Source organism: Burkholderiales bacterium (assembly GCA_035543335.1).
Classification (GTDB): Bacteria; Pseudomonadota; Gammaproteobacteria; order Burkholderiales; family JAHFRG01; genus JAHFRG01.
Genome location: DASZZH010000033.1, coordinates 1 through 13,448 on the forward strand (window position 1 = coordinate 1; position 13,448 = coordinate 13,448).

Sequence of the window (13,448 nt, forward strand, 5' to 3'; positions counted from 1 at the left end):
ACCAGCAACCGCAATCCTTCGAGTTGCTTGGGATTGAGGATGTCTTTGAACAATTCGTTGAAGTTGCTGAGCGTCACCAGTTTCCCTTGCGAGACGTCGCCCAGATCCGGCCGCGTCGTCAGATAGATCGGTGCCGGGAACTCGGGCAGGAAATGATCCGGCAAGTCGAAGTCGAGGTCGAAGCGAGTTAGATCCCGATCGGTCTGCTTCTTCGTTTCCTCGATGAGGAATTTGGGGAAGATCATTCCGCCCGCTTCGTGGTGGGGATGCGGCAGGGGGAAAAAGCCCGCTGGCCAGAGATCCTTGGTCTTGATGTCCTCTGGCGACATGGCGGCGAGCCTCTCCCATGTCATGTCCTTGGGCAGCTTCACGCGAACCCCCTCCTGCACGGGCTTCCCGCGGGACATCGTGACACCCGGGGCAGCGCGGTCAGCAAGCTCGTAGCGCTCCGCGAGCAACGCCTGATGGCGCTTGGCGAACTCGGGTTTCTCCTGCTGCAAGCGTTTGACCAGAGCGCTGAAGTCCTCCGCGGCGGTGGCACTGATCAGCGTGGCGCAGAGAAACAGCGCGGTGGCGGAGACGGCTGCGGACCAACGGATCCTACGTTCGGATTTCATGGTTGTCTCCTTTCGAGTTTGTGATTGTAGTCTATGCTCACGGGGTCTGAGCGGCCTAACGCCCAAGCTCAGGCGCGTCCTTGTCGCCGCGAAGCGGCGACAAGGACGTCGGCTGGGGCGCCTTGTTAGGCAGCAGGTGCAGCGGCTAGCTCTTCTTGCTTCCAAAAAGCAGGAGCACGCCGCCAATCACTATCGCCCCCACGCCAGCCCAAACTGGGACGTTGACCGTCTCCTTGTCCGTTACCGAAAGCTTGATCGGTCCCAGCGTGGCCTCATGGGTCTCCTTGGTGTAGCTGAAACTGCCATACACCAACCCCAGGACGCCGGCCACGATCAGCACGATTGCCACAATCTTGACTGCGTTCATTTCGTCTCCTCCTAGTAAAGAAACTCTTGGATCCCCACCACGGACAGCGCGCCAGGGAGTGACTATCAAAACCGGGACCGCGAGCAGCCGGACCGCTCTGCCCAGTGCCCCGCTGCATAGAACCATTCCAGGGTCGTTACAGGCGTCGACCTTGAATGACACGAATCAGAATCACCACGACCGCGATGACCAAGAGGACATGAATGAATCCACCCATGGTGTACGAGGTGACAAAACCCAGAAGCCAGAGGACAACCATGACGACTGCAATGGTCTCGAGCATTTTGCTTCTCCTTTTGCCATAACTTGGCGAATCGTAAATCTAGCGGCCCACTGCCGCCTAACGTGGAGCCAACCGGCGCGCGCCGCTTCTGCGCACGTCCGAGTTGGGCGCCGGGTTAGCCGCTGACTTATGGCACGGTGACTCGCAATGCCTCATGGCCAGCGCTTCCAATTGCGACCTGATCGCCCGATGCGAACTGCCACCCTTCAAGATGCCCCAATTCCGCCCTTGATCCTGGCGCTATCTGGATTGACAACTGCTTTCGTAGGCCAGTGGTCGGATTATGGAGCGCGATGACAACAGGAAGCTGTTTGGATGAGTAATTGGAGAAGATGCCAACCAATCCTCGACCCATCCCGGACCGCCGAAATTCGACGCGAACAGGAACAGCAGGCGGGCGCGCCTTTTCGCGCTCTAGTGCGGTTGTGGCCGATTCAGCGCGAGATTTTTCCTCAGCCAAGACCTGTTCTTTCGCTTCCATCTCGGATTTGAGTTTGGTCGACTGAGCCGCGAGCGATTGAAGCTCAGTGCGTGCGGAGTTCAGATCGGTCTTCAATTCCGCAGCGCGAGCAACCTCCTTGGCCAATTCAGCCTTTGTGGCCGCGAGTTCCGTCGTGGCTTGAAAATAAAGCGCGGCGACTATGACCAGTCCGACCGCCAGCACCCCAGTCGCGATCACCGATGCAACAAATACAGGACTCCGCGCCGGCGTAGCTGCAGATGATTCTGAACTCATGATGCGCCCCTCCCTGTGATTGTTCCTTGCAACGGCTAACTTAATGTCGACCGCCGAAAAACGGTGTCTAGATACCCTATTCTGCATCCGTCTTTGTCGTCCTTCAAGCTGATCAATCCGTTATGGGAGCATGGCACACTAAATGCCCTGACAAAACCCCGATTCGCATGCCAAAACCAGATAGGCCGTATTCGCGGCCACAAACGATAGCTAAACCCAGGCTCCTGGACCAGGTACGCGACGTGCTGCAGCGCGAGCACGTGGCAGGCTGCTTCCCCGCCGGTCCGCTCTATGCGCTGGTTAGTTGGCCCCATGGTACGGGCACGCACAATGTCGGAAACTTTCACTGTTTCCGGTTGCGACTACCGTGCATAAGTTGGCGGCGTTGCTGTCGGTTGAGTGTCTTTTCAACATCCTTGGTTAACAGATCCCTGGGGTTCCCTTGAGAAAGCTTCTCGGGAGATGTAACACGTAAAATCCTTTGTTCGTCAGGGGATCCTCCGAGCTGGCGCAGTGCCTCGAAATTGTTTGAGGAAAAGAAGTTTTGTGCGTCTGTCAATACAGTGCGGGCGCGCGACATTTCGTCATCGAAGATTCGGGACCAGCTGTCCCATTCTATAAGTTTCTGGAGCTTTAGTGTGGCGAGCGGGGCATCGAGAAACTCTTGTGCTTTTCCAAGAAGCGTTGTGTGCAAGAGTTCATGCAGGTTGTGGTCAAAAGTTCGAATGCCTTGCAATTCAGCCACCCGAACCTCCTCATATCGAAACCGCTCACGGGGAACGTTCGGATTTAGTGCGCCCAGCCTTTCAATTTCCTCGTTCGACCGCTCCCTATGTGTGGTTACGGCCACGTCGCCGCGAGACGCGCGCCGGGAGAGTTCTTTGCTAAGGGTCGGGAATATGCGCCTAAAATTCCGGCGCTGCTTACCAAGAACTTGGCTTTCGAGTTCACACCAAGTTCGTAGTTGAGGTAGTGCAGCATTGATCTTGGGCTTTTCAAGGCCGAGTCTCAGACGAAGCTCGGGCAGAAGCTTTCCCCGGGTGTAGCTCTCAACCCCATCAAGAAACCGTGTTCCGAAGTATTTCCCCCCGCATACGTGACCAATGTTTGTTTCGTCGCCGTTTTCGAGCTCCACCAGAAAACCGTCGTTGTGCCAAGTCTTACAGCTACCAATTCCACATTGCATCGGAACGTGCAGGTAGTAGGGTTTGATGATTCGCTTAAACGGGTTCCGTTCTGGAATCACGTCGTCGGTGTACCGCGGGCGAGAAGTGATATCCGCCGTTGACGTAATTCTCAACTCGTTGGCTTGTGGGGCTGGTGGATCGTCTGCCATATGTTTGCAACGCAGGTCTGCTTTAAATTAGACCCTATTTATGGGGTAAAACATTACCCAGAAATGAGGGTTAATTCTTAAACAACAATTTAGCACATTGCAGGTCGATGCAAAACGTTGCGAGCAGGCCGAGATGCTAGGCGCGGGCGAGCGAAAGGCGAGACAGTACAAAGAGAGTACGGCGAGCCTTGAGCGAGCGCGCAACACCGCAGATCGGCCGCGCAGCAGTATTGCATCGAGCTGTCGTGGCTTGGGCCGCGGGGCCGCGTAGAGAACGTAAAGAGGACTGGGCCTCTACGCGGGGCTCCGATGTCCCGAAGATCGGCGGGCTTTCAGATTTCGATTTCGATGCTATCGCCCGAAACCCTAACGTTGTACCGGGCAACCCCTTCGGGTGCCGGAGGCCCCAGCACTTCGCCGGTTGTCACATCGAAAGTCGCGCCGTGCCAGGGGCAGGTTACCTCTCTACCCGCGAGCTCACCCTCCGATAGCGGGCCGCCTTTGTGGGTGCATGTGTCGTCGATCGCATAGTAGTCCCCGTCCACGTTGAAGAGGGCAATCTTTTTGCCGCTCACCTCTACCATCTTCCCCTGCCCGGGGGCGAGGTCCTCCGTCTTCAATACCTTCACGAATCCTGCCATAGCTCACCTCCTTCAGTAGCCTTCAAATTCCTCAGACCGGACGCGCGTAGGATCTGCGCCCGCTTCGATCACGGCTTTGGTAATACCGGCGACCAGCCCCGGCGGTCCCGCGAGATAGAAGATTGGTGTGATGATATCCCCGATGTACTCACGTAGGAAGTCCGCATTCACATACCGCCGTTCTCCGTCCCAGGACTGCCGCGATCGGTTTAGCATTCGAGTCTAACCGCCAGGCCGCTGAAAAACGTCACGAGGAAGCCAAGATGCGCGAAAAAAGTGAGCGAACGACGAGACAGTACAGAGGAAGTACGGCGAGGAATGAGCGAACTTTTGACAAAGCAGATGGGGTCCGCAGCAGTTTTTCAGCGGCCTGCTAGACATTGAAGCGGAAGTGCACGACATCGCCATCCTGCACCACGTAATCCTTGCCTTCCAATTTCATCTTTCCCGCTTCTTTCGCTCCTTGCTCGCCCTTGCAGGCGATGTAGTCCGCATAAGCAATCACCTCGGCACGGATGAAACCTTTCTCGAAATCGGTGTGAATCACGCCTGCTGCCTGCGGCGCGGTATCGCCCTTATGTATCGTCCAGGCGCGCACTTCCTTCGGGCCGGCGGTGAAATAGGTTTGCAAGCCCAGCAAATCAAAAGCGACGCGAATTAAGCGGTTAAGTCCGGGTTCTTTCAGTCCCATATCGGCGAGGAACACCTGTTTTTCTTCCAGCGGCAAATCGGCGATTTCGGCTTCCAGCGCTGCGGATATCGCCACTACCGGAGCGTTTTCCATCTTGGCTTGTGCCCGCACCTGGTCAAGCAGTGGATTGCCCTCAAATCCATCTTCCGCGACATTGGCCACGTACATCGTCGGTTTCGCGGTCAATAAAAACAGCGGTTTCAGAACCGCCAACTCCTCCTTGGCAAGGCGCACGCTGCGTGCCGGCTTTGCCTGATCAAGCACGGGCTGAATTTTGTCGAGCATGGCAACGATGCGCTGCGCTTCCTTGTCGCCGCCCGTTTTCGCGACCTTGGCGTAGCGCGCGTACTGCTTTTCGACTGTCGCCAGATCGGCGAGCGCGAGCTCGGTGTTGACGACCTCGATGTCGGCGACGGGATCAATCTTGCCGGCGACATGCACCACGTTCTCGTTCACGAAGCAGCGCACCACCTGCACCACGCCGTCGGTTTCGCGGATGTGGGCGAGAAACTGGTTGCCCAACCCTTCGCCTTTGGATGCGCCAGCCACCAAACCCGCAATGTCCACGAACTCAACCAGCGCAGGCTGGACTTTCTGGGGTTTCGCGATGTCGGCCAGCGCCTGCAAGCGCGCATCGGGCAACTCGACGATGCCGACGTTGGGCTCGATGGTGCAGAAAGGATAGTTCTCAGCGGCGATTCCCGCCTTGGTCAGCGCGTTGAACAAAGTGGACTTGCCGACGTTGGGCAAGCCGACGATCCCGCATTTTAAAGACATGTTGAGAGTTGAGTGTTCAGGGTTGAGGGTTTAGCGGCGCATTGATTTAATCAACCCGTTCAGTAATCCGAAAATCTCGTCGGTCAGCGCGCGGATTTGCTTTGCATCAGAAATCAGGCCTAGTTCCTCTGCGATCGTTATTTGCGTTTCGAGTTCAGCCAACGATCCACGGGCAATGTTTAAGAACTGGATGAACTCGCGTTTGGTACCCCTTGAGGAGCCCTCGGCGATATTGCTTGCTACAGATACTGCCGAACGACGCATCTGACTTGATAGCCCAAAACGCTCGGCACTCGGGAAGCCTTCGGAGATAGCATAGGCCTCTTTGGCAAGACGAATTGCTCTTTGCCATACAATCAAGTCGTGATAAGTGCGACGCATCGATAACTCTCAACACTCAACTCTTAACCCTCAACACTTAGGGAACCTCTGATTAAGTCCTCCGCGAATTGCGTTGCAGGTAAAATGCGGATGAATGCGAGGCGCGCGACGAAGGTCGTAGCTGGGACTACGAAGCCGAGGAGGGCCCGCGTAGCGTCCGCACCTGCGAAGCTGTGCAGCGGAGCGGGCCAGCGCTCGCCTTCGCGGTCGCACGTGCCGAGGCTCCACGCTCCGGCGAGCACGACGCAGACGCCGCATTTTACCGCAACCCGGAGGGACGGGACTTTCCGGGCGGTCTGCTTTGTCGCTCGGCTTGCCAAGGGGGATGACCCTTGGCTGCGCCTCGCTTCGCGCATCCCATCCCGGAAAACCGCCGTCGCAACCGCGTGGGACTTAATCAGAGGTTCCTTAGGTCGGCTTCGTATGAAGCCGCAGCATTGCTGCTTGGTGTTTGCCTTCTGCAATCAGCGGCCAGACTTCAAGGCTTTGGTGAATGGCCTGCTCGATGAGCTTTTTTTCTCCGGCACGCGGGTGATCGAGCACGTAATCAACCACCAGCGCTTTTTCTCCGGGATGGCCGATGCCGATGCGCAACCGCCAGAAATCCTGCGTGCCCAGATGCGCAGCGATATCCTTGAGACCATTGTGGCCGGAAACGCCGCCGCCCTGCTTCAGGCGCGCCACGCCCGGAGGCAAATCGAGCTCGTCATGCACCACTAAAATCTCTGCGGCGGGAATTTTGTAAAATCTGGCGAGCGCGCCGACGGCGCGGCCGCTGTCATTCATGAAGGTCTGCGGCTGCATCAGCCAGCATTCTTCGCCTTCGCGGCCAAGCTGTCCCAGACGCGCATGAAAGCGCGCCTCTGCCTTGAGCGTCACGCGCTTTTCCGCGACCAGACGCTCAAGCCAGCGGAAACCGGCGTTGTGCCGGTTGGCCGTATGTTCCTTGCCGGGATTACCCAGACCGACGACCAGTTTCATTTTTCTTTCTTTGGATGAACAAAGCCCGCCAGTTCGTTAATAAAGCACGGCGGGCTTCGCAAGATCAAACAAAAGGAATTATTTCTTCTCTGCCTTGCCGCCTTCTTTCTTGCCAGCTTCGGGCGCTTTGCCGCCTTCTTTCTTGCCAGCTTCCGGCTTGTCAGTTGCTTTCTCGCCTTCTTTCTTCTCGCCGGTGGCAGCCGCAGCTTCGGCCGTAACGCCCTCGACAGCCGCCGCTTCTTCAGCCGCAGGCGCCACTGGCGCTTCCTCGACCACGATCACCTTCGGCACTTGCACGGTCGCCACCACTGAATCGTTGCCGCGCACCAGGGCGGTGGATTCGACGTCCTGGGGGAACTTCAGGTTGGAAAGGTGCACCGAGTCCCCGAGCTCGAGGCTTGCCAGATCAACCTCGATAAATTCCGGAAGATTGTCCGGCAGGCAGGAAATTTCCACTTCATTCATCACGTGGCTGACGATGCCGCCGTCGACTTTCACGCCCGGCGCGATTTCGGCATTGATGAAGTGCAGCGGCACCTTGATGTGAATCTTCTGGTCCTTGGCCACGCGCTGGAAATCCACATGCATCACCATCGGCTTCCAGGGATGCATATGCACATTGCGCAGCAGCACCCGCTGTTTCTTGCCGTCAACCTTCATGCTGAGAATCGAGGCGTGAAACGCTTCCTGTTTGAGCAGACGGTGTAGCGCGTTGTGGTCCAGCTCAATGACCTGCGCCGGTTCTTTTCCCCCGTAGAGAATGCCCGGCACCTTGCCGTCACGGCGCAGGCGGCGGCTCGCACCCGTACCTTGCACCGAGCGGGATGTTGCAGTGACTTCGATTTGCATGATTCACTCCAAAAAATGTATTGCCCGCGACCAGGCAACACCGTTGATAAAACCTTACCTTAACCGCCAAGACTCCAGGAACGCCGAGGGAACAAAAAAATTCTCGGCGCGCTCGGCGGTTTAAAATTCATTCCATAAACAGCGAACTCACCGAATCCTCGTGGCTGATTCTTATCATCGTCTCGCCCAAGAGTTCCGCCACGCACAAGCAGCGAATGCGTTTGCATTTCCTTGCGGCTTCACTCAGCGGAATGGTATTGGTGACCACCACCTCATCCAGCACCGAATTCTCGATGCGCTCGACCGCTTTTCCCGACAGCACCGGGTGCGTGCAATACGCCAGCACCTTGGCCGCGCCCTGATCTTTCAGCGCCTGCGCCGCCTCGCACAGCGTGTTTGCGGTATCCACCAAGTCGTCCATGATGATACAGGTGCGGCCTTTGATTTCGCCGATGATGTTCATCACCTTGGCCACGTTGGGCTTGGGACGGCGCTTGTCGATGATCGCCAAATCCGCTTCCAGGGGCGTCGCCGCGGCGCGCGCGCGCACTACGCCGCCAACATCGGGGGAGACCACCACTAAATTCTGGTGATCATGTTTCCAGATATCGCCCAGCAAAAGCGGCATGGCGTAAATATTGTCGACCGGGATGTCGAAAAAACCCTGGATCTGGTCGGAATGCAAATCCATGGTGAGCATCCGGTCCACGCCCGCGCTGGTCAGCATGTTCGCTACCATCTTGGCGGTGATTGGCACCCGCGCCGAGCGCGGCCTGCGGTCCTGGCGCGCGTAGCCGAGATACGGAATCGCCGCCGTGATACGTCCGGCGGAAGCGCGTTTCAGCGCATCCACCATCACCAGCAATTCAATCAGGCTTTCGTTGGGCGGCGAGCAAGTGGACTGCAGCACGAAAACGTCCTTGCCGCGCACGTTTTCCAGAATTTCCACCATTACTTCGCCGTCGCTGAAGCGGTCGACGGTGGCCCGCCCGAGATGGATGTTCAGATGTTTCACCACCCGCTCGGCGAGCTTGGGGTTGGCATTGCCGGTGAACACCATCAAACTGTCATAAGCCACGCCGCTTCCCCCGATCGCTTGAGGCTGCTTCACCTAAAAGACTCTCTAAACCTGGCTGGGGAGGTAGGGATCGAACCTACGAATGCCGGAATCAAAATCCGGTGCCTTACCACTTGGCGACTCCCCAATTCTCGCTACAAGGCAAGATCATGCATGGGATGCCGGTCAAGGCCCCGCGCCACAAAACCGCTCATCTCGCGAGGCAGCCGCGCCAGCACGGCGCGTGCCTCCTCTTCCCGCGCATACTCGGCAAACACACACGCCCCGGAGCCGGTCATTCGGGCCGGGCCGAACTGCTTCAACCAGGCCAGATGCTGCGCCACTTCCGGATATTTGCGGCAGACTACAGGTTCCAGGTCGTTATGACCCTGCCCTATAAAAAAGCTGTTTATTTTGATGGGTTTCATGTTTCGTGTCAATGTAGAATCCGCGAAAATCTCGGCGGTTGAGACGTTGACCTTCGGCACCAACACCACATACCACGCCGGCGGCAGGTTGATGGGCTGCAACACCTCACCCACTCCTTCGGCGAACGCGCTTTGGCCGAACACAAACACCGGCACATCCGCGCCGAGCTTGAGTCCCAGCTGTTGCAGCCTGGCACGGCTGAAATTCAATTTCCACAAACGGTTGAGCGCGATCAGCGTGGTGGCGGCATCGGAACTGCCACCGCCCAAACCGCCGCCCAGCGGCAGCTTTTTTTCCAGCGTGATTTCCACGCCCAGGGGCGTGCCGCTAGCTTGTTGCAGCAATATCGCCGCGCGCACGCAGAGATCCTGTTCCGCCGGCACGCCGGGAAGCTCCCGGGCGCGGCGGATTGCGCCATCCTCCATAACCCGGAAGCTCAGGCTGTCGCTGAAATCAACAAAGCGGAGCACGCTTTGCAATAAATGGTAGCCGTCGGGCCTGCGTCCGACGACGTGCAGAAATAAGTTGAGTTTGGCCGGAGCAGGAAAGGTGGCTATATTCATCGTGAATTTGAAGAGATGGTCCAGTTGTCAACAATCAGGCTAATGTTTAAATCGCCGCGGCGCAATTGAATGCGTCCCGGCATGCCGCTTTCCGGTTCCGGCTTATAGCGCAGATAGGCGATTTCCCATTGGTCCTGATTGAGACGCTCAATCCGCCCCTCATTGTCGCTTTGCGCATCGGCCGGGCTTTGCGGCGCGGCCACGCCCAGCACCCAATACTGGAGACCCGCAAGCGGCAAGCTCCAGCCCAGCACTTCGCGCGTCAGGCTTTCGGCGTCGCGCGCGCGGTAGGTTTTCTGGTCGTCGGTGGTAAGCGTGATGCCCGCGCCATCGCGCACGATGCGCGCGACCCCTTTTCCCAGCGGCGCGAGGATCCAGATTTCGTCCGTATCCGCGCGGTGCGTCCAGCGCACGCCGCCGGAAAAGCTTTTTTCATCGTATTTGACCGCCACCCGCCCGGACAACTCGAAGCCGTGCTGCTGCGCGCTGTGCAGGCTTTGCGCTCGCGATTGCGGATGAGACGGCGTTTTACTCGGAATGGAAACACAGCCGCAAACCAGCAGCGCAAGCATCGCAACGCGGCCTAGGGAATCTCTGATTAAGTCCCACGCGGTTGCGACGGTGTGCAATCCGGGTGCTGGGCGAGGCGTGAGGAGCGCCGTTTGGTGGAGGCCAAACCAGCGACGAACAACAAAGCCATGCGACCGGATTGCCCCGTCCCTCCGGGTTACGGCAAAATGCGGCGTCTGCGTCGTTGCGCTCCTCGGCTTCGTAGTCCGGGCTACGACCTTCGTCGCGCGCCTTGCATCCATCCGTATTTTGCCAGCAACGCAATTCGCGAAGGACTTAATCAGAGGTTCCTCATCACTTGCCGGCGAATTTCTTCATCACATTCTGCAACGTTTCGTTGCCCGGATTGTCCTTGAGCGAAGTTTGCCAGATCTGCTGCGCTTCCTCACGCCGGCCTTGCGCCCACAGCACTTCGCCCAGGTGCGCCGCGATTTCGGGATCGGGGCGGTTGGCGAACGCGCGCTGCAAATAATCCGCCCCTTCCTTGAAATTGCCGAGGCGGTATTGCACCCAGCCCATGCTGTCCATGATGAACGGGTCTTCCGGCGCGAGCTGCAGCGCCTGCCGGATGAACTCCACCGCCTCGCTCAGGCGTTCGTTGCGGTCCGCCAGCGTGTAGCCCAATGCGTTGTAGGCATGCGCGTAATCGGGCTTGAGCTTGATCAGTTTGAGCAAATTGTCTTCGAGCACATCGAGGCGATTCAATTTTTCCGCGGCCATCGCGTAGTCGTAGAGCAAGTCCGGGTAATTCGGATTTTTTTCCAGCGTCCGCCCCAACAGATCAAACGCCTCCTGGTAGCGCCCCGCGTCGCGCAGCAGTTGCGCCTCGGCGAGCACGATTTGCATTTTTTGCTGCAAATCCTGCGGCTCCAGTTGGTGCAGGTATTCGCGCGCCTGGGCCAGCTTGCCCTGCTTGCCCAGCATGTTGGCATAGCGGGTGTGGGCCGAAATATACAACTCTCCGGGGCCGACGCTGCCATACCATCGCTGCGCCTCGTCGTAGCGCTTGCGCTCCTCGTACACCTGGCCCAGGTAAAAGCGCACGCTGTCCTGGTCCTTGTAATTAAGGCTCAACGCCTGCTTGAAATTCGCCTCCGCGGCATCGTAATCATTGAGCTGCATGGAGAGCAGCCCCACCGCCAGCGACACATCGGCGTTCTTGGGAAAATCGGCCATCAGCTGTTGAAATTCCTTGCGCGCCTGGGGGTAGTTTTTTTCCGCGACCAGGAGCCGAGCGTAACTTAAGCGCACATCCTTGGCTTTGGGATGGCTTTTCAAATAACCGTGCAGGTAGTCGATGGCAAGGTGGTTCGAGTCACGCTGCAGAATCTGGCCCTGAAACAAAGCGGCGAGTTCCCAATCGGGGCGCAGCTCCAGTGCCTTGCGCACTTCGCTGAGCGCCATATCGTATTGCGCCGCATTCCACGCCGCCTGGCTTAGCGCCAGATGCGCTTCGGGGACCCGCGGATGCGGTTTGGTCAGGTCGCGCACCAAATTGAGCACCTCGTTCTTGTCGGCGGTCTTGGCCAGCAGCCCGTTCAATTGCAGGAAGCCCCGGCCGATGTTTTCGCCTTCTGCGGCCAAAAGCTTTTCGAGATGCGGACGCGCCTCCTCTAGCTTGCGTGCGCCGACCAGCAGCGCCACCAGGGTCTGCCGCGCTTTGGCGGAATCGGGATCGGTCTCCACCCAAATACGCGCCGCCTGCAACGCCGCTTCCGGCTGGCGCGCGTAGAGCGCGATTTCAGTGGCGCGCTGCGCGATGCGCGGGTCGCGGGTGGCCTCGGCGATATCGAGATAAGCCTTGGCGGCAATATTCAGCTGCCCGCGCTGTCCGGCGATCTCGCCCAGCAGGAATTCATAAAGCACGCTGTCGTTCAATTCCTGCTTGGGAAGATTGGCCGGCTTGGTAGCGGGAGTGGAATCCGGCTGTTCCAGCTGGTCCTCTGCTTGCGGCTCGGAGCTCGCCTCGGTGGTACCGAGGATCGGTTTTTGCGGCTGCTGGGCGCACGCGCAAAACCATGCCGACAAAGCGAGAATAAGGAATTTTTGCTTCATTGCAGGTATCCTAGACGGATAATCAAAAACTTAGAAGTTTCGATTACGCCGAAGTCCTTTAATAATATTGACATATTAGGTATATTTTGCACTCGCTACAAGAGACCCGCGCCTTGTGCAATTTTTTCTTGCGCGCGGGTTTTGCTTGAGTTGCGCGAGTTTATTGCCGAATGAGCGAAGAAATTTCAACCATTACCCTCTCGGCGCAGGCCTTGTCGCGTTCCTTTGGCCCGCGCCTCGCCGTATCCGAAGTGACGCTGGAGCTTAAAAAAGGCGAGGTGCTGGGATTTCTGGGTCCCAACGGCGCCGGCAAGACCACCACCATGCGTATCCTCAGCGGCAACCTCGCGCCCTCCAGCGGCAGCGTCAGGATTTGCGGCATTGATCTTTTCGAGAAACCCAAGGCCGCCAAAGCGTTGATCGGTTATTTGCCGGAAACCCCGCCGCTATACCGCGACCTGACTGTCGATGAATTTCTCAAGCTTGCCGCCAGGCTGCACCGCGTTGCCAAAAAGCAAATCCAGGGTACCATCGCCCGCGCCAAGGAGCGTTGCGGGCTAAACGATGTGGGCAGGCAGCTTATCGGCGGCCTCTCGCGCGGCTACCGGCAGCGGGTGGGCATCGCCCAGGCCATCGTGCACACTCCGGAAGTGGTGATACTCGATGAGCCGACGGTGGGGCTCGACCCGATCCAAATCCGCGAAATCCGCACTTTGATTCGCGAACTCGGCGGAGCACACAGCGTGATTCTCTCCACCCACATCCTGCCCGAAGTGGAAACCGTGTGCGACCGCGTACATATCCTGCACCAGGGCAAAGGCGTCTATAGCGGTGGCATAGCCAGCCTCATGCAAATGCGGGCCGGGCACATGCTGCAGGTGGGTTTGCGCAATCCTCCGCCGGTTGCCGAGCTGGAACGTATTGCCGGCGTGACCGCGGTTGAAAAAAGCGGCGACGGTCAATTCCATGTGCGGTTCAGCCCGGAAACCGATCCCACTGACGCGTTGGTAACAACCGCCGTGGAAAAAAACTGGGGGCTGCATCAATTGAATCGGCAGCAGGCGAGTCTAGAAGACGTGTTCGTGCAACTCACGCAAAAGGAAGAAGACACCTGA

At 58.0% G+C, this 13,448-nt stretch carries 14 protein-coding genes, 1 tRNA gene and 1 pseudogene; 1 reads left to right on the forward strand and 15 read right to left on the reverse strand.

All coding sequences use genetic code 11. The features are described 5' to 3' along the window. The 15 genes and pseudogenes from VHE58_08975 to VHE58_09045 all read right to left on the reverse strand — a co-directional run. A partial coding sequence (locus tag VHE58_08975; GenBank protein ID HVS27409.1) for a hypothetical protein occupies nucleotides 1-617 on the reverse strand: 617 nt, incomplete at its 3' end. A 145-nt stretch (nucleotides 618-762) separates the two neighbouring features. Next, entirely contained in the window at nucleotides 763-984 is a 222-nt protein-coding gene (locus VHE58_08980) for a hypothetical protein (protein HVS27410.1), read from the reverse strand. A 136-nt stretch (nucleotides 985-1,120) separates the two neighbouring features. Next, on the reverse strand, nucleotides 1,121-1,267 hold the full coding sequence (locus VHE58_08985) for a lmo0937 family membrane protein (protein HVS27411.1): 147 nt from the start codon (nucleotides 1,265-1,267) through the stop codon (nucleotides 1,121-1,123). 127 nt (nucleotides 1,268-1,394) lie between these two features. Continuing rightward, nucleotides 1,395-2,003 (reverse strand): hypothetical protein, encoded by a 609-nt coding sequence (locus VHE58_08990; GenBank protein HVS27412.1) that lies wholly within the window; start codon nucleotides 2,001-2,003, stop codon nucleotides 1,395-1,397. Between the two features lie 343 nt (nucleotides 2,004-2,346). Further along, complete coding sequence (locus VHE58_08995) at nucleotides 2,347-3,339, reverse strand: hypothetical protein (GenBank protein HVS27413.1); 993 nt, start codon at nucleotides 3,337-3,339, stop codon at nucleotides 2,347-2,349. A 332-nt stretch (nucleotides 3,340-3,671) separates the two neighbouring features. Next, nucleotides 3,672-3,980 (reverse strand): non-heme iron oxygenase ferredoxin subunit, encoded by a 309-nt coding sequence (locus tag VHE58_09000; GenBank protein HVS27414.1) that lies wholly within the window; start codon nucleotides 3,978-3,980, stop codon nucleotides 3,672-3,674. Between the two features lie 373 nt (nucleotides 3,981-4,353). Then, complete coding sequence (gene ychF, locus VHE58_09005) at nucleotides 4,354-5,448, reverse strand: redox-regulated ATPase YchF (protein HVS27415.1); 1,095 nt, start codon at nucleotides 5,446-5,448, stop codon at nucleotides 4,354-4,356. 30 nt (nucleotides 5,449-5,478) lie between these two features. Further along, nucleotides 5,479-5,829: a four helix bundle protein gene (locus VHE58_09010; protein HVS27416.1), complete on the reverse strand. Its 351-nt coding sequence runs from the start codon at nucleotides 5,827-5,829 to the stop codon at nucleotides 5,479-5,481. A 408-nt stretch (nucleotides 5,830-6,237) separates the two neighbouring features. After that, complete coding sequence (gene pth, locus VHE58_09015) at nucleotides 6,238-6,810, reverse strand: aminoacyl-tRNA hydrolase (protein ID HVS27417.1); 573 nt, start codon at nucleotides 6,808-6,810, stop codon at nucleotides 6,238-6,240. 204 nt (nucleotides 6,811-7,014) lie between these two features. After that, nucleotides 7,015-7,653, reverse strand: a pseudogene (locus tag VHE58_09020) (50S ribosomal protein L25/general stress protein Ctc). A 133-nt stretch (nucleotides 7,654-7,786) separates the two neighbouring features. After that, nucleotides 7,787-8,737, reverse strand: coding sequence for a ribose-phosphate pyrophosphokinase (locus tag VHE58_09025; GenBank protein ID HVS27418.1), 951 nt, complete (start codon nucleotides 8,735-8,737; stop codon nucleotides 7,787-7,789). A gap of 52 nt (nucleotides 8,738-8,789) precedes the next feature. Then, a tRNA-Gln gene (locus VHE58_09030) sits at nucleotides 8,790-8,864 on the reverse strand. Between the two features lie 7 nt (nucleotides 8,865-8,871). Next, entirely contained in the window at nucleotides 8,872-9,708 is an 837-nt protein-coding gene (ispE, locus tag VHE58_09035; protein HVS27419.1) for a 4-(cytidine 5'-diphospho)-2-C-methyl-D-erythritol kinase, read from the reverse strand. After that, nucleotides 9,705-10,280, reverse strand: coding sequence for a lipoprotein insertase outer membrane protein LolB (lolB, locus tag VHE58_09040; GenBank protein HVS27420.1), 576 nt, complete (start codon nucleotides 10,278-10,280; stop codon nucleotides 9,705-9,707). Before lolB ends, ispE begins: the two co-directional genes overlap by 4 nt. A gap of 292 nt (nucleotides 10,281-10,572) precedes the next feature. After that, nucleotides 10,573-12,333: a tetratricopeptide repeat protein gene (locus VHE58_09045; protein HVS27421.1), complete on the reverse strand. Its 1,761-nt coding sequence runs from the start codon at nucleotides 12,331-12,333 to the stop codon at nucleotides 10,573-10,575. A gap of 170 nt (nucleotides 12,334-12,503) precedes the next feature. On the opposite strand from VHE58_09045, the gene VHE58_09050 reads away from it, so the two are divergent. Next, nucleotides 12,504-13,448 carry an ATP-binding cassette domain-containing protein gene (locus VHE58_09050; GenBank protein ID HVS27422.1) on the forward strand — a complete coding sequence of 315 codons (945 nt, stop codon included), beginning with the start codon at nucleotides 12,504-12,506 and terminating at the stop codon, nucleotides 13,446-13,448.